At 41.8% G+C, this 16,774-nt stretch carries 12 protein-coding genes; 7 read left to right on the forward strand and 5 right to left on the reverse strand.

Annotation, left to right across the window (positions count from 1 at the left end):
* Positions 1 to 413 precede the first annotated feature (413 nt).
* Positions 414 to 2,945 carry a TonB-dependent receptor plug domain-containing protein gene (locus tag G399_RS0104995; RefSeq protein ID WP_006008203.1) on the forward strand — a complete coding sequence of 844 codons (2,532 nt, stop codon included), beginning with the start codon at positions 414 to 416 and terminating at the stop codon, positions 2,943 to 2,945.
* A 177-nt stretch (positions 2,946 to 3,122) separates the two neighbouring features.
* Here the strand turns inward: G399_RS0104995 and G399_RS0105000 are convergent, their stop codons facing one another.
* The 3 genes from G399_RS0105000 to G399_RS0105010 all read right to left on the reverse strand — a co-directional run bounded on the left by G399_RS0105000 (position 3,123) and on the right by G399_RS0105010 (position 5,854).
* Positions 3,123 to 3,770: a hypothetical protein gene (locus tag G399_RS0105000; RefSeq protein ID WP_006008201.1), complete on the reverse strand. Its 648-nt coding sequence runs from the start codon at positions 3,768 to 3,770 to the stop codon at positions 3,123 to 3,125.
* Positions 3,771 to 4,239: 469 nt separating this feature from the next.
* Positions 4,240 to 4,545 (reverse strand): DUF2845 domain-containing protein, encoded by a 306-nt coding sequence (locus G399_RS0105005; RefSeq protein ID WP_006008198.1) that lies wholly within the window; start codon positions 4,543 to 4,545, stop codon positions 4,240 to 4,242.
* 94 nt (positions 4,546 to 4,639) lie between these two features.
* Complete coding sequence (locus G399_RS0105010) at positions 4,640 to 5,854, reverse strand: DNA methyltransferase (RefSeq protein WP_006008196.1); 1,215 nt, start codon at positions 5,852 to 5,854, stop codon at positions 4,640 to 4,642.
* Between the two features lie 388 nt (positions 5,855 to 6,242).
* Here G399_RS0105010 and G399_RS0105015 point away from each other — a divergent pair, with 388 nt between their 5' ends.
* Positions 6,243 to 6,716: a 1-acyl-sn-glycerol-3-phosphate acyltransferase gene (locus G399_RS0105015; RefSeq protein ID WP_006008193.1), complete on the forward strand. Its 474-nt coding sequence runs from the start codon at positions 6,243 to 6,245 to the stop codon at positions 6,714 to 6,716.
* A 51-nt stretch (positions 6,717 to 6,767) separates the two neighbouring features.
* Here the strand turns inward: G399_RS0105015 and G399_RS0105020 are convergent, their stop codons facing one another.
* On the reverse strand, positions 6,768 to 7,886 hold the full coding sequence (locus G399_RS0105020; protein WP_006008191.1) for a zinc-binding dehydrogenase: 1,119 nt from the start codon (positions 7,884 to 7,886) through the stop codon (positions 6,768 to 6,770).
* 350 nt (positions 7,887 to 8,236) lie between these two features.
* On the opposite strand from G399_RS0105020, the gene G399_RS0105025 reads away from it, so the two are divergent.
* Positions 8,237 to 9,367, forward strand: a complete 1,131-nt coding sequence (locus G399_RS0105025; RefSeq protein WP_026843483.1) for a M14 family metallopeptidase — start codon at positions 8,237 to 8,239, stop codon at positions 9,365 to 9,367.
* Positions 9,368 to 9,403: 36 nt separating this feature from the next.
* Here the strand turns inward: G399_RS0105025 and G399_RS0105030 are convergent, their stop codons facing one another.
* A complete protein-coding gene (locus tag G399_RS0105030) occupies positions 9,404 to 10,531 on the reverse strand; it encodes a pyridoxal-phosphate-dependent aminotransferase family protein (protein ID WP_006008187.1) in 1,128 nt (375 codons plus the stop codon).
* Between the two features lie 233 nt (positions 10,532 to 10,764).
* Here G399_RS0105030 and G399_RS0105035 point away from each other — a divergent pair, with 233 nt between their 5' ends.
* From G399_RS0105035 to G399_RS0105050, 4 genes are all read left to right on the forward strand, one after another.
* Complete coding sequence (locus G399_RS0105035; RefSeq protein ID WP_006008185.1) at positions 10,765 to 12,900, forward strand: S9 family peptidase; 2,136 nt, start codon at positions 10,765 to 10,767, stop codon at positions 12,898 to 12,900.
* 205 nt (positions 12,901 to 13,105) lie between these two features.
* Complete coding sequence (locus tag G399_RS0105040) at positions 13,106 to 14,242, forward strand: ABC transporter substrate-binding protein (protein ID WP_026843484.1); 1,137 nt, start codon at positions 13,106 to 13,108, stop codon at positions 14,240 to 14,242.
* Complete coding sequence (locus G399_RS20235; protein ID WP_006008181.1) at positions 14,239 to 16,299, forward strand: EAL domain-containing protein; 2,061 nt, start codon at positions 14,239 to 14,241, stop codon at positions 16,297 to 16,299. Before G399_RS0105040 ends, G399_RS20235 begins: the two co-directional genes overlap by 4 nt.
* A 79-nt stretch (positions 16,300 to 16,378) precedes the next feature.
* Entirely contained in the window at positions 16,379 to 16,723 is a 345-nt protein-coding gene (locus G399_RS0105050) for a rhodanese-like domain-containing protein (RefSeq protein ID WP_006008179.1), read from the forward strand.
* Positions 16,724 to 16,774 lie beyond the last annotated feature (51 nt).

Here is a 16,774-nt window from a genome sequence, read left to right on the forward strand (position 1 = left end):
CCTAAATGTTAATTCAGGGCAAATCATGATGTGCATAACAACGTTATGTACAATTATTACGCTTCTGTCGACCCTAGAGGATCACAAAGCATTATCAACTTATCATCTTTGTCAACAGTGTCTTTTATTAGCATCAAAGCTCTTTAATTTTTGATGATCTGAGAGTGATCATGAGGTGGATTGCTCCTCAAAGCCTTGCCCCAAATAGATTCTTTGCTTCCTCTTGAAATTACAACTATTCGACATGGGTTTGCGACTATACCGATCGAAACTGACTATGTTGCGTAACCACTAGCCTTATGTAACAAAAACTGGACAAGTTAGGTAGTTTTGATGTTTGTAGTGAAGTTGTCTCTGCTATGTACTGCGTTCTTTTTCAAATTACTAATCAGCAAGATCCTAGGAAACTATTAATGACTTTAAAGCATTTATCAGCCAACAAATTATTACTCATTCTGGCTGTTACCAGCGCACTCAGACCCCCCTTTGCGCAAGCAAATGTTGCTGAGCAAAGTAAACAAGCGAAAGAAAATATCGAAGTAATTTCAGTGACCGGCACGCGCCGTAGTTTGCGTAGTATTGCTGAAAGTACGGTCCCTGTTGATATAATTACGAGCAACGATATGATGAGTACGGGCCAGCTTGAAATCAGCCAAGTACTTGCAAATCAGATACCTAGCTTTAACTACCCTAGTGCCACAATTGCGGATGGCACCGACCACGCTCGCCCGGCTGTTTTACGTGGCTTAGCGCCCGATCACACTTTAGTACTGATTAATGGTAAGCGCCGTCACTCAGGTGCACTTTTAAATCTTGCCGGCGTGGTTGGGCGTGGCTCCACCTCGGTTGACTTAAACATGATCCCAAGCTCAGCAATTAAACGTGTTGAAGTACTGCGCGATGGTGCAGCCGCCCAGTACGGCTCTGATGCGATTGCCGGCGTAATTAACATTGTATTAAAAGACGCGTCCGAGGGCGGAAGCGTCAGTGTGACTTATGGTCAATATGACAGCCAAATGGCCGGTGCGCCCAACTTTAAAAGCACCTATACAGATTCAAATGGCAATCTTGGCTTTAACCTAGGCGACGACCGTGAAGTAAGTGACGGTAACACACGAACCGTTAGTGCCAATTCTGGTTTTTCGCTTAACGATAAAGGCTTTTTGAATGTATCAATTGAGTATCGTGATAACGACCCAACTCAACGCTCTGGCTTTGACCCTCGCGAACAATATAGTCGCTTGGACGACGGTAGCTTAGATCCACGCGAATTAACCATTGATCGCTATAACCACCGTTTTGGTAAAGCAGGCTTAAAAGACTATGCACTATTTTACAACATGGCTTACGACTTAGACGACGGCCTAAACCTTTACTCTTTTGGTAGCTATTCCAAACGTGAGGGTAACTCAGGTGGTTTTTACCGGCGCGCAAAAGACAGCCGAAACGTAGAAGCGCTTTATCCGAATGGTTTTTTACCTCAAATTGAAACCGACGTAGAGGACTACTCAATAGCACTAGGTTTAAAAGGCGAAAGCGATGATTGGACATGGGATGTAAGTAGCAATTATGGGCGTAACGACTTTGCATTAGGCGTGGTTAATAGCGTAAACACCTCACTAGGCGCTAACAGCCAAACCGAGTTTGATAACGGTGCCTTGGTTTATGACCAATGGATCATCAATGCAGATGCAAACACAACGCTGGATTTAGGTCTACCCGATAAGGTATATTTTACCATCGGTGCTGAGTACCGTCGTGAAAGTTATAAAATTGAGCAGGGCGAAGAAGCATCCTACATTACAGCTTTAGATGCTAATGGTGATCCCGTTGCGTCAGGCGGCGCCCAAGTATTGTCAGGATTTGGTCCAGCAAGTGTAACGGATACAAGTCGTCATAATATTTCCGTATTTACTGAATTCGACGCTTACCTTACTGAAGATTGGAATGTGGTTTTTGCAAGCCGTTATGAGAATTATAGTGATTTTGGGGACACCTTGACTTCAAAACTAGCATCGCGTTACAGCATTACCCAAAATCTATCACTTCGCGGTGCAATTAGTACAGGCTTCCGCGCGCCTTCACTCGCGCAGAGCTCGTATCGCCAAATTTCAACGGTACTTGAGAACAACCAGCCGTTTGAAGTCGGTTTATTCCCTACCGATGCCCCTGCGGCAAAAGCGCTGGGTGCTAAAAAATTAGACGCAGAAGACTCAGTAAACGTAACCGCAGGTTTTATGTTTAACCAAGATAGCTTTAGCTTGACGGTTGATGCATATCGTATCGATATTGATGACCGTGTTGTATTGTCTGAAAATTTAACAGGCTCAGCCGTGCAACAAATTTTAGCAAATGCTGGCGAGCTAAACACCGAAAGTGTGCGTTACTTTACCAATGCTATTGACTCAACCACTCAAGGTGTAGATATCGTTGCTACCTATTCACTTACGCTAAATAATCTGGGCGACGTGCGCTTAAACGCTGCTGCTAACTTCAACGATACCGAAGTAACGCATATCGACGACAACCCGGCGCAACTTAACTCACTAGGTGATGAATACGTGGTATTCGCACGTCGTGAAGTAGGTCGTTTTGAAGAAGGCACACCTGATAGCAAATGGAACTTATCTGCTGTTTGGAGCGTTGACCAATGGCAAACCACATTGCGCACGACTCGTTACGGAGAAGTTGCTGATATTTCAACAACCGCTGCTCGTGATGAATACCTGAATGCGAAGTGGATCACCGATCTGGAAATAGCATACCAAGCAGACGAACACTGGAAGTTTGCTGTAGGTGCGAATAACCTGTTTGATCAGTATCCGCAAGCCACAGTAGACAACATTGGCTATTCAAACTTTAGCCAAATATTCCCATATACACCGTATGCGCCATACAGCTTAGATGGCCGTTTCCTTTATGGTAATATTACTTACCGCTTTTAATCTATTGTTTACTTAATTAAGCACATTATAAAGGATGCCCAGCGCATCCTTTATAATATATTTCATGATCTTGCTCGCAATTGCGCACTCAAAATGCATTTGGGGTCGGACGTTGTCCTGTTACATTTAATGACTCAAGCCTTCTGCGCCCAGGCCAATCCTGCGCGGCAGTAAATGCTACTTATTATCGAGTAATGCCTGGGCTTCTTGTTGCCAAGTAGTAAACCCTTTGATTTTTTCAAACGGTTTTAACGCTTCCGTCTTACTTGCTGGGATGTTGGCTAAATCTTCAAGGCTTATAAAACCGGCATCAGCGAGCTTTTTCTGGTTCACCGGACCAATACCCTTTATTGAAGCAATAGTTGGTGACTTTGGCAGTGTTTTTGACTTTGTTTTTTTTGCTACCGTTTTTGGTTTTTCGGGGCTCTTATCATTGACTTTAACCGTGGCTTTTTTCGAGGTTTTTTTAGTCGGCTTTACAACATTACTAGCTTTCAGATGAAGCTTTTCAACCAATTCTGTTGGCAATTGGCCAATTATTTTATCTTGTACTTTGTGCACAGACTTCATTCGCTCGTCAAACTCATTGTGCAACTGAGCCAATTTTTTATGGTAGTTTTTATCAATTTTTTTAATTAACTTACCTGCAGTTTTGCCTGAATCTTTACTCAGGGTTTTTACCTGAGACTTTAGTTCGTCAACTTGCTTTTGTAATTCTTTTTGGCTCGATTTCAGCTTGGTATTGATGTCTTCAAGCATGCTTTTGCCTTTGACTTTGTCACTTTTCACTTTCTTTTTTACTGGTTCCTGATTTTTTTTTGCCATTTTTAATATTCTCCAAAGCTATATGAGTCCAAGGACTTCGATTGTTAATCTCGATACAAAGATAGCCTATGTTTGCTTTACCTGCTTGGGCTAGGACAAATCTAGGTAACTTTTGTTCTTTGCTTGTCGATGCAAAAGAAACAAGACTGTGGGCTAATACATAGTAGTCTACCGACAAACAATATGCATAATTTTGTCACAGATCAAATACGTTTTAATTTAGCACTGAATTATTGTGTGCGATCGTATTAAAGTGGAACGTTATGTATGAATGTAGAAGTGTGGAGCATGAATTTGATTTTATAAAAGCTCTCTGCGCAAATCAATTTCTGTTGAATACATCGGGAATGTGTTTTATTCGTCCTAATCACACCTATTCTCATTTGTTATGGGTGCTTGTCTATTCGATACTAAAGCATGCTGAAAATCCAAACTGTGGCTGTCTGATTAGCAACTGATGACCGCAATCTCACATCCGAGGGCCATTTGAAATTTTAACCAGCTCGCCATCATGAAATTCTAAAATCATTGCGAACTTGCCCTTGCCAAATACGTACGTGTATCGGTCAACGTTTACATAAGCATTATTAAGTTTAACTAGCCCAATAAATTCCGAATCAAATGGTTGACCGCATATTAGTTTAACCTCTATTGTTGTGGCACCCTCATTCACGATTTTGTTGCCGCACCTTAGAATATCGGCTTTAAGAATGGTCGAGCTGATAGAAAATAATGCAATAACGATTAGAAATTTCAAGCTGTAGCTACTTTTCATAGATATTCCATTTTATGTTGATTAATGAACTGTAATAGACATCTCAGACTTTTTCAACTCGGTCCAGTCTATCGACTATAGCTGCGTAAAAATTCTACGCATACCTTCGCCTAATACTAAGTTCAACCGTTTCAATTACATAAATGATAGAGGCTGTATCTTGATCCTGTGTATCTTGTTTAGCCTCAGCGCTATGTTCATCTTGTGCTAGCTGAGTCCGTATTAAAAAACCCATTTTTGATGCTTTAACATTCATCGCGTTACGTAATAATTGTTTAGCCTGTTGCAGCGTTTCTGCCTCTTTTTGTACTTTCACCAATACTGGCGCACCGTGATGATGTTCGACCAATATGGCATCAATACCTTGGTTTCTATGCACCGGATTATAGGCAATATTCGCTAAGCATTGTAACGCTTGTATATTAGCCTGTTCAAAAGCCTTACGGCCTTTTTGCATTAACGTAGATTGGGTTTTAACTGGCTTATCTAGTCTTGTTTGCGACAGTTCAATGGCGTCCTCTGACTGGTCAATACCAATGTAGTTTCTATTCGCTAAACTTGCTGCTACACAGGTCGTTCCGCTGCCACAAAAAGGGTCTAATACAAGGTCATTCTGATTAGTAACAAGTGCAATAATTCGTTCCAATAGCAGCAAAGGTTTTTGGGTTGGGTATCCCACGCGCTCTCTTGCTTTTGGATTCAGATAAGGAATATCCCAAACGTCACTTAAGGGCACACCTTGCTTGGCATCGGCCTGTTTAATACTACCTTGTTCGTCGCGAGCGTAGATAGATTTGTTGTGCTTGTCGCGGGTTCTTCTTTGCAATATTTGGTCGAGATTGGTTGCCTCTGAATAAGGCATAAAAACTTTGTTGAAGGTAAAGTCGTGTGTTTTACTATAAAAGTAGATGTTTTGATGGCTTGGCAAAAGCCCTTTTTTAGCATTCGACCAGCGTTTATATTGCCATATAATTTCCGATTGGAAATACTCAGAACCAAACACATCATCAAGCACACCTCGAACAATATGATTAGCCATTTTGTCACAATGCACAAAGATACTGCCTGTATCTTTTAATAAATCACGCATTTTGAGGATCCGTTGGTGCAAAAACTCAGCATAGCTAGACTCTTGCTTCCAAATATCATCAAAACTAAATTCTTTGGTGCGCTGCCGATTTTTAAGCTTGTGTTTACGCTCAGTAAAAAACGGGGGGTCTAAATAAATCAAATCAACCGATGAATCGGCAATTTCATTCATTTTTTGTAAACAGTCACCTAGCAATAACTGGTTGGTCGTGGTGGTCATTGTAGGTGAAATTCTCCGCTGGTTCAAAAGATGTAACGCTACACATGACACATGTTACCCATGGGCCTGATATACAAGCAAGCATTTTAAAAAGTTGTTTATGCAAAATTAACTCACTATGATGGAACAATGAAAACAAGATGAATGAATGAAAACAAGATGGAGCGCAGCTTTATGAAGCCTAGGTTAGTGCACTTTGAAGTGCTCATTGCAAGCAACGTTGATGTCACTTTCAACAACAGGTGTGTAAGTTATTAATAACTCAATCACTGATAATCCGAATAGTCCGCCGCAAGGGGGTAATAAATTCACAGGGTGGCTTGGTGACTCGCTATTCAGTATCACAGGCTGGAAGTTCGAAGGGGAATTACCACAGCACCCTAAACTGGTGTTAGCTATTGCACCACACACCTCAAACTGGGATTTCTTTTTAGGTGTCACCTTGTTGTTTGCCCTGCGAATTAAGATCCGTTTTTTAGGAAAACACAGCATTTTTGTGCCCGTGGTCAAACAGTTGCTTGAATTAATTGGCGGCATACCGGTTAACCGAAAATCAGCTCGCGGTGTGGTTGGTGAGGTAGTGAGTGAATTCAACGCTCAAGAGAAGATGATTTTAGCGGTTGCTCCTGAAGGAACTCGTTCTCCTAAATTACCTTGGAAAACTGGCTTTTTAGCCATTGCGCATCAAGCAAAAGCCCACGTTACATTAATTGGCTTTGATTATAAGCGCAAACGCATTGTGTTTGGGCCTGTATTTTTGAGTCAAGGTAATTTCGATGACGACATGCAAAAGGTATATCGCTTTTTCTCTACGATCACTGCCAAGTATCCTAAAAATGTGGTTTTTCCGAAAGACATGTGATGTTATGAAAAAGGGCTTCAAGTGAAGCCCTCAAAAATAGTCGACTAGAATTTACTTAGATGGATTAATCAGGAACTTTTCACCCGTTTTCTTTGCATTGTAGCGCGCAATATTTGCAGGCTGCATAGCCTCTTCTAAGCTAATTTCGTCACTAAAATCCAGTGCAAAAGTGGTATTAATTTCATCGGCCACTCGTTTATGCATTGCTACTACTTGGCTAATTTCTAACTTACCTAAGAAACGCATTAGCAACCAACCGCCAATTCCCCAGGTCATGCCATACGCTCGGTTTAAGACGCTCGGCGAGAAGTCCAGTCCACCATAGATATAAACTTGCTTGTTTTGCGCTGAACCGTAAGTATTAAAGCCCGTTGCGTCTTTACTTCCAACCTTTTCCATTGCCGTTAAAATATCGCTCACTACGGTACCGCCACCAATAGCGTCAAACGCCAGTGTGGCACCTGTCGCATCGATGGCTTTGTATAAATCCTTCTTAAAGTTTTCAGCGCTTGAATTAACAACATACTTTGCACCCAACGCTTTCAACATATCGACTTGTTCTTGTTTGCGAACAATATTTACCAAATCAACGCCAGCTTGAATACATATTTTGTTTAGCATAATCCCCAGACTTGACGCAGCCGCGGTGTGCACTAATGCCTGATGACCTTCTTGACGCATGGTCTCAACCATACTGAGGGCAGTTAACGGATTAACAAAAGACGATGCCGCCTGTTTTGGCGTTGTACCTTCGTTATGCACAATACAAGCTTGAACTGGTACACAGCAATATTCGGTATAAGTGGCCCCTGAAAGGACGGCAACCGTTTTACCGATTAACGCTTGTGCCTGAGGGCTATCGCCCGCGGCAACAACCGTTCCCGCACCTTCATTACCGATCGGTAGTGTTTGGTCTAGGCGTGGTTTGACTTTTGACAACATGCCTTCGTGTAATGGTGCTTTAAGTGTTTTGCCGTCATCAGAAAAACTAGCTGCACGTAAGTCAGCTGGGCCAAACATTGGCCACATATCCGATGGGTTAATTGGTGCAGCTTCAATTTTAACAACAACTTCGTGAGGTTTTGGTCTAGGTACATCAACTTCTACTAATGAGAATGAAAGTTCTCCCTTGGATGAAATGGTACTAAATAGCTGTTTTGATTTGGTCATTTGAATTTTCCTTTTAAAAGTTGTTAAGCCGATTGTTGTTTGCTAGTGATAGAGGTTCTTATTGAAGAGTGCAGGTTGTGGCTGTTTATATTTATAGCCATGTTGACGCTCTATTCATCACCTCTTGAACAAAAATAAGGCACAAAAATGCGCTGATATAATCACTAAAAAAGTAACATGCTGAAATGGCGCTGGCTAGTCAAACAAAATGTTATACGACTATCACCAAAATCAATTTCAATACTGAGGTGCTATAACTCTGCGCAATTAGTAAAAGATTCATAAAGCCTTGACTAAGTAGGACACTATTTTACACTGAGTGAATGCTTCCTTCAGAACGTTTAAGTCTAATGTCATCATTAAAAGTAAAGTTTTCTAAAGAATATCTTGTGGTCGCACAAAACGTCTCAGGAAGAAATTTGAACGTACCCGTGTATAAGTTTGTCAGCAATGTACCAGGCCCCAAAGTGTATATCCAAAGTTCAATACACGGTGCCGAAGTTCAAGGAAACGTGGTCCTACTTCATCTTCTCAAAGAACTACAAGGTGCTCCACTGCGAGGAGAAGTTACTTTGGTTCCCAACTGCAACCCAGTCGGTAGTAATTTAAAGTCAGGCGAGTACACACTAGGGCGTTTCGATCCGGTTAACGGCCAAAACTGGAATAGGGCTTATCATTACAATAAAGACTTAATTTCTGAATTCGCCGATAAGATAAATCCTGATATGGATATCAGTGAATTAAAGAAAGAATATCGCAGCAGACTAAGAGCGTCGATTGAAGAAAGGTTAAACAATGAATGGGGAGTCGGACTGGCCGAGTGTTTAAACCTAAAATTACAACTCATGGCACTAGAAGCGGATATCGTTTTAGACCTTCACAACGGACCGGTTTCTACTCGACATATTTATGTTCCTGAGTATGCCAGAGAATCAGCCAAATATTTTAATATTCCGCATGTAATCTTAATCAATAAGGTATTTTCTGGGGCTTTAGATGAAGCCACATTTTGTCCTTGGTGGTGTTTAACAGATTCCTTGATGGAGCGCTTCCCGGGTTCCGAATGGGACTTTGGGATTGAAGCGTTTACAGTTGAAATGGGCTCTCAAGAAGTCATCGATTTTGATGCCGGCAAAGCCGATTCCAAAGGGATCCTTTCATACTTATCATACAAAAAATGTTTTGAAACGCCCTTACAAAAGCCCGAAAATATAACACGTTACGGCGTTTATCTAAGAGACTATAAGATAATGTACAGTCGTTTTGGTGGGATGGTCGAATATGTAGCAAAGCCAGGGCAGTTTATTAAAAAAGGTGAATTGATGGCGCAAGTGCTTAATATTGATTTACTTGATGATGAGCAAGCCATTAGTTTTGTCAAAGCGCCATGTGATTTAATACCGATATTGCACTTTCCATCGGCCAGTGTGCTAGGTGGCACACAATTGTATAAGTGTTTTACCAATTACTTTGAAATTTAACGTTAAGCAACTGAACCTAGCTATTATTCTGTCTAATTAGCGTTTAAGAACCGACGTTAATGCGTTAACGCAGTAATCGACATTCTTTCTATTGCTGCCATATCCCATTAAGCCTATACGCCAGGCTTTTCCAGCTAATTCACCTAAACCGGCACCTATTTCTAAGTCAAATTCATTCAGTAATTGAACACGGATTTTGGCATCCTCAACCCCATCAGGAATACCCACCAAATTAAGCTGCGGTAAGCGATAGGTTTCTTCAACCATAAACTCAAGACCTATATTTTCTAGGCCCGCTTTAAGTGCCAAGTGCATATCAGCATGACGCTGCCAAGCTGCTTGCAACCCTTCCTCGTGCAAAATCCGTAACGATTCATGCAAGGCATATATGCTATTTACGGGCGCAGTATGGTGGTAAGCGCGTTTTCCCCCCTGCCCCCAGTAAGCCATAACAAGCTCCATATCTAAGAACCAACTCTGCACCTTGGTTTTACGGTTTTTGATAACATCAACGGCTTGTGGGCTAAATGAAATAGGAGATAAACCCGGTACACAAGATAGGCATTTTTGCGTGCCTGAATAAATAGCATCTACTTGCCATCCGTCTACGTCAAGGTCAATACCGCCTAGAGATGTCACCGCATCGACTATGGTTAAGCAGTCGTATTGCTTTGCCAATGCGCACATAGACTTTGCATCGTTACGCACACCGGTTGATGTTTCTGCATGCACAAAAGCAACGGCTTTGGCATCAGGATTGGCTTTTAGGGCGTCTTCCAACTTATGCAGGTCTGTAGGCTTACCCCAAGCGTCTTGCACCATAACGGCAGTTGCACCACAACGTATAACGTTTTGCTGCATACGGCCACCAAAAACGCCGTTTTGACACACTATTACTTTGTCGCCAGGTTCTAATAAATTAACAAAGACCGATTCCATTCCCGCAGAGCCCGGCGCTGAAACGGGCATCGTTAGCTGATTTTCAGTTTGGAAAGCGTATTGTAGTAATAATTTCACTTCATCCATCAATTGGATAAACGCAGGATCTAAGTGCCCTACCGTTGGACGAGAAAGTGCGTTTAATATACGAGGGTCGACATCTGAAGGGCCCGGACCCATCAATGTTCTAATAGGTGGAATAAAAGTATTAAATTGGGCTTTCATGAATAACCGACGCCTTATTTTTTAATGTGTGCACCATGTTACCTTGATCCTATTGTGTAACAAGGCCTTGATAGCCAGAATAAACAAAATGAATAGTAATTTAGCGAAAATAGTTGGCACTGATTCAGTGATCATTTATGGTCTATGTAAAATTAATGACAATAACAGCCAGCATGTGAAAAGAGGCAATTAAGTCGCTTTGGACGCATATAAACAGTTTAGGGATAATAATAATGAAGCTAAGCATTAATGCAAAGACAGCAAGGCATACTGCAAAAAAAACACACGCGTTTTTAGCATATTCAGTTGTAGCAATTTTACTTTTATTAAGCGCCGCATTTTCTACGAGTGCTTTACACGCAAAAGAAGCACAGCCCGCAGCTTCAGTTAGCAAAGCGCTAAACGGTATCGGGCATCCTCACTTTCAAGCAGAGGATATTTTTGAGCTCGAGTACGCAGCTGATCCTCAAGTGTCACCCAACGGCCAAGATATTATTTACGTGCGACGATCAAATGACATTATGACCGACAGCACTCGCTCCAGCTTATGGATTGTTGATGCTAAAGGCGAAAGCCATCGTCCCATTGTTTCCTCACAACAGAATCATTATTCCCCTCGCTGGTCACCAAACGGCAAACGTCTCGCGTTCGTTTCTAATTCAGAGGGAAAGCCGCAACTTTACGTGCGATGGATGGACACAGGTCAAACTGCCCTAGTTACCAACGTAGCGTCTTCCCCATCATCTATCGCTTGGGCACCAGATGGCAAAAGCATCGCGTTTACTATGAATGTTAAGTCGGACGAAAAACCATTTAAAGTGAATATGCCAGAAAAACCTAAAGGTGCGCAGTGGGCAGAACCATTTGAATATATTACCAAAGCAAGATATCAAGCAGATGGTCAAGGTATCCTTGATCCGGCATTCACACAAATCTTCGTTGTTCCTGCGGAGGGCGGCACGGCTCGACAGTTGTCATCTGGCAACTACCATCACCGCGGTTCACTGAGCTGGGCAACTGATAGTCAACAGATCTACTTTTCAGCTAATCGTTCAGATAACTGGGAATATGAACCTGGTGAATCGGATATTTTTGCCCTCGATATGAACGGAAAATTTACTCAGTTAACCAAGGCTGCTGGCAGTGAAAACAATCCGAAGGTGTCCCCTAACGGCGAATACATAGCTTACTCAAAACGAGATGATAAAAAGTTAGCCTATCGGAATACCTATTTACATGTAATGGAAGTCAGTGGTGAAAATGATCGTAATTTGTCGGCTAACGTCGATAATTCACTGTCTAATTTTCATTGGAAAGATAGCGCCGGGCTTTACTACCAGCAAATGCTCAGAGGTATTACACAAATTGATTATGTTGCGCTGTCGAGTGCAAAGCATAACAAGGTAACTGCTGGCCTAGGCGGCACAACACTGGGAAGACCATATACTAGTGGCACTTTTGATTATGCCAGCGGTACTTTTGCATTCACCAAAGGAAGGCACGACCGCCCTGCCGATATTTATGTGCAGCAAGGCAAAAAACAAAAACAACTAACCCAACTTAATGAAGATTTACTAGGGCATAAAACGTTAGGCGCTATTAACGAGTTTATATACACATCGTCAATTGACGGTGAAGAAATTCATGGTTGGTATATATTGCCACCCGACTATGACAACACTAAAAAGTATCCCTTAATTACTGAAATTCATGGTGGTCCGCATTTGGCATATGGCCCTCATTTTTCTGCTGAGTTGCAACGCATGGCCGCAGAAGGTTATATCGTGTTTTATAACAACCACCGTGGAAGCACGGGCTATGGCGAGCGCTTCGCCCTTTTGTTGCAAAACAAATACTCATCAAAATATGACTTTTCTGATCACATGTCAGGGATCGATGCGCTAATTGAGAAAGGCTTAGTTGCTCCTGAAAAACTGTATATTACCGGGGGTTCTGCTGGCGGTATTGCTACCGCTTATGCGATTGGATTGACCGACAGATTCAAAGCCGCAGTAGTGGCTAAACCTGTTATTAATTGGTTGTCCAAAGTACTTACCGCGGACAGTGGTATGTATCAAATTCCATATCAATTCCCGGGTATGCCATGGGAAGAAGTTGAACATTATTGGGAACGGTCACCGTTGTCATTAGTGGGTAATGTAGTCACTCCCACAATGTTAATAACAGGGGTAGAAGATAAACGTACACCCATGTCTGAAGCAGAGCAGTATTATCAAGCGCTCAAGCTTCTAAAGGTCGATACCATATTGGTTAAAGTGCCCGGTTCGTCGCATAGTATAGCGAGCAAACCTTCACGCTTAGTGGGTAAAGTGGAGAATATTTTAGCTTGGTTTAAGAAGTACGAATAAGCGATATTTGAGTATTGATACTTCGCTGACTGTCATTGTCAAATAGTTCAGGTCCACCGTTTACTCTGGTTATATTTGTTCTATATCATGCTTGGGTATGGAACAAGTATCTTGTGTATTTTTTCATCACGATATATTGTTTCGAGAATTGAAGTTAGTTTAACAACAGTGAACGCTTTTTGTGCCCGAAGGAGTAATTAACTTAATGCTAAGATACAATCGTGTAAAACCACTAATCAGCTGGCTTATGTTACTAATCATGCTGGTCCCGGTTCACGCTTTTGCTCAAAATAGTCAAGTGCTGCGTCTTCTCGTTTGGGAAGGTTATGCCCCTGAAGCTCAACGTGAACAGTTTATACAATATATAAAAGACAAATATTCAGTTGAGCTTACCCTCAAAGTCGATTATATCGCAGAAGCTGAAGATGGTTTTGAGGCCCTACGTTTAAGAAAGGCGGATGTCGTCAGTCCTGCGCACAACAGGATCAATGATAAACGCTTTCGAATGATTGACTCAGGGCTGTTGCTTCCTTTAAATCTAGATAACTTACCTAATTACCAAGAACTTAACCCGTCCTTCAAGCAGCTAAATCACTTAGTCAAGGATGATGTGCATTACGGACTGCCATTTGCTTGGGGGCCTTATGGCCTGATATACAATACTGAGGTGTTTGATAAAGCGCCTGATAGTTGGAACGTGCTTTGGGACCCAAAGTATCGCGGGCAATATAGCATTGCTGATTATGGCGAGATTAATATCTATCTGACCGCTTTAGCAATGGGCTATGATGCATCTGCTTTGGCTGATTTTGAACAATTAAATAACCCCGCATTTAAAACCAAACTCGCAACGTTGGTGCGCAATACACAATCACTTTGGGTAGGCGTTGATACCGCAGACGATCTGCAACACAAAACATTAGCGTCCTCTTGGGGTTTTGCACTGCCCGAATTAAAACAACGAGGTGAAGTTTGGAAATGGGCCCATCCCAAAGAAGGCGTGCCGGGCTGGATTGATAATCACGTTATGAGTAAGGAGTTGGCTTACAACCCCGAGTTGAAACGCATTGCAGAAGAATGGCTTAACTTTACCATCAGTGCCGAATTTCAAGCGCAGGTGCTAGTGCAAGGTTTAAGTACTAACCCTGTCAATATGAGAACGGTCGAATCTGCGACAGTGGAACAAAAACAAGACTTTTACGCGAAATCGCTAAATGATCCTGAGGCCATTATCGTGCTAATGCCTGAACTCGACCGTCGAACCCGCAATGGAATTGATAATTTATGGAATAAAGCACTGAACAAGCGGCAAGTCGAGAATGAGGATAACCATAAAAAATGACAATCAGCAAACGCCCATTTACTGATAGCCTGTCATACACACTGGCTAAAAGTAGTATTTTGGTTACTCTAATTGTTGGCTTTTCACTTAGCTTTCTGCAAATAGGTCTTGACTATCTCCGTGAACAAGACGCTATGGATAAATTTGCAGCAGAAATTTTGGCTGCTAATCAGTTTGCAGCCGCTGATGCTTCCTTTCACTTAGACTCACCCGCGGCAGACGAAGTAGCTAAAGGTATTCTGCAATACCATTACATCACATCTGTTAGTATTACCAATGAGTTGGATGAAGTACTGGCTCAACGCAGTTCTAACTTAGCCACAGATAAAGAACATACCCAACCATATGACATATTCGGTGAGATTAAAGAATTTAATCACGTTCTATATTCTGGGACTGGTGAAGACATTGGTAATTTGACCATTTATATTGATCCGGCTTTAGCCTCTGAAGGCTTCGTAGATCGTTCGATGTTGGTCCTCATTTCGGGTCTGGTACGAAATATATTAATGGCGTTTATTCTTGTTTTTGTCTTCTATCTCACTGTTACGAAAAAAGTTATCGCTGTCAGCTCTGCCCTCAAAGATTTAGATCCAAACAACCCCCGTAGTAATCATATACCTGTACTCAATGTTAAGAAGAAAAATGAATTAGACGATTTAGGTGAAGGTATTAATCGAATGCTGGGGATAATATCTAGTGACATTCAGGAGCGAGAAAAGCGAGAGCAGGATCTTTACACTAGCCAAAAAGAACTGACTTACCAAGCTAATCATGACGCATTGACTGGTTTAGTTAATCGCCGAGGATTTGAACTTTTATTAAATCAGGCGATGCAAAGTAAACAGCCTGAGTTTGTTTTTTGTTATCTTGATCTCGATCAGTTTAAGATCATTAATGACACATGTGGGCACATAGCGGGCGACGGATTATTACGCCAAATCGGTCATCTACTTAACAATCATATTCGAAGCAACGACGTATTAGCGCGCTTGGGCGGAGATGAATTTGGGATTTTGATGCAGTCTTGCAATATCAGTGACGCCGGTTTAATCGCGCAAAAACTGATTGATCAAATTGGTCAGTATCGATTTTTTTGGGAAGGCAAATCCTTTGCAATTACCGCTAGTATTGGTATCGCTTCACTGACTCAAAAAATTAAAAACACCACTGATTTACTGCGTAATGCGGATATTGCGTGTTATACGGCAAAATATGCGGGTAGAAATTGTTTTCGCATATATCAGGAAGGTATATCAGACACATCGCAGCTCCATGGCGACATGGAATGGGTGAATAAAATCAATCAGGCGCTGGAAAATAATGACTTCTGCCTTTACGCACAGAAGATTGTACCTAACATGACAACAGCTGAAACGGGCCTTCACTATGAAGTGCTTTTGCGCATGCTTGGCGATAATGGAGCGATTATCGCACCGAACGCTTTTCTGCCCGCTGCAGAACGTTATCATCTAATGACCAAAATAGATAAATGGGTGATTGAACATCAATTCCAATACTTGTCTATGCACCCAAAGCATCTTGCAGAAGTAGAACTTTGTTCAATTAACATATCCGGTCCATCCTTGACAGCGCCTGAATTTCAGCAAACAGTAATCGATAAATTACAGTATTATAAAATTCCAGCCAACAAAATCTGCTTTGAAATAACAGAAACAGCGGCTATCTCTAATCTTACTGACGCCATCGCTTTTATCGATGCAATGCATGAGAAAGGCTGCCGCTTTGCTCTCGATGATTTTGGCACTGGATTATCCTCATTCGCTTACTTGAAATACCTACCGGTTGATTATTTAAAAATTGATGGTGTTTTTGTCAAAGGTATCGTCGAGGACCCGATTGATTACGCCATGGTCAAATCAATTCACGAAGTGGCGACGGTGATGGGTAAAAAGACGGTAGCAGAATTTGTCGAAAATAGGGATATCGAATTAAAATTGAAAGAAATTGGAGTTCATTATTCACAAGGATATGGCATTGCTAAACCTTGTCCGATAGCAGAATTAGCCAGCAGTATGCAAACTAAGCCAAGCTAGAAAAATTGAGCGGATCCGTCGCCAGAGTACGTCTAAGATACTGCTTGCGCTGACTGAAAAAAAATAAAAGGAAATAATTATGTTAAAAACTATCCCAGAACTACTGCAAGAAGCTGCCACCAACGTGCGATGCATTAGTGCAAGCGTCGCAGCAGATGAAATGAAAGAAAACAATGGTTTGCTGATTGACGTGCGCGAACCCTCAGAGCATCTTGCCAAAGGCGCCGTAGGAGCGACTAATATTCCACGCGGACTTTTGGAAATGAAACTGATGGAAGTAGAAAAAAACCCTCTTCGAGCCATATATTTGCATTGCGCTACTTCAGCAAGAGCAATTTTGAGTGCTGAACAACTTGCCAGAATAGGCTATCAAAAAGTCAGTGTTATCACGTGTAATATGGATACTATCCAACAGCATCATTAGCCAGATTGGATGATAACGTCAATTCAGAGGCACTTGAGACATAAGCGTGCT

Source organism: Brumicola pallidula DSM 14239 = ACAM 615 (assembly GCF_000428905.1).
Lineage (GTDB): Bacteria > Pseudomonadota > Gammaproteobacteria > Enterobacterales > Alteromonadaceae > Glaciecola > Glaciecola pallidula.

Coding starts and splice junctions, on each gene's coding strand:
- G399_RS0105035 (WP_006008185.1), top strand. CDS start 10,765: ATGAAGCTAAGCATTAATGCAAAGACAGCAAGGCATACTGCAAAAAAA.
- G399_RS0105040 (WP_026843484.1), top strand. CDS start 13,106: ATGCTAAGATACAATCGTGTAAAACCACTAATCAGCTGGCTTATGTTA.
- G399_RS20235 (WP_006008181.1), top strand. CDS start 14,239: ATGACAATCAGCAAACGCCCATTTACTGATAGCCTGTCATACACACTG.
- G399_RS0105000 (WP_006008201.1), bottom strand. CDS start 3,770: ATGGCAAAAAAAAATCAGGAACCAGTAAAAAAGAAAGTGAAAAGTGAC.
- G399_RS0105005 (WP_006008198.1), bottom strand. CDS start 4,545: ATGAAAAGTAGCTACAGCTTGAAATTTCTAATCGTTATTGCATTATTT.
- G399_RS0105020 (WP_006008191.1), bottom strand. CDS start 7,886: ATGACCAAATCAAAACAGCTATTTAGTACCATTTCATCCAAGGGAGAA.
- G399_RS0105030 (WP_006008187.1), bottom strand. CDS start 10,531: ATGAAAGCCCAATTTAATACTTTTATTCCACCTATTAGAACATTGATG.
- G399_RS0105010 (WP_006008196.1), bottom strand. CDS start 5,854: ATGACCACCACGACCAACCAGTTATTGCTAGGTGACTGTTTACAAAAA.
- G399_RS0104995 (WP_006008203.1), top strand. CDS start 414: ATGACTTTAAAGCATTTATCAGCCAACAAATTATTACTCATTCTGGCT.
- G399_RS0105025 (WP_026843483.1), top strand. CDS start 8,237: ATGTCATCATTAAAAGTAAAGTTTTCTAAAGAATATCTTGTGGTCGCA.
- G399_RS0105050 (WP_006008179.1), top strand. CDS start 16,379: ATGTTAAAAACTATCCCAGAACTACTGCAAGAAGCTGCCACCAACGTG.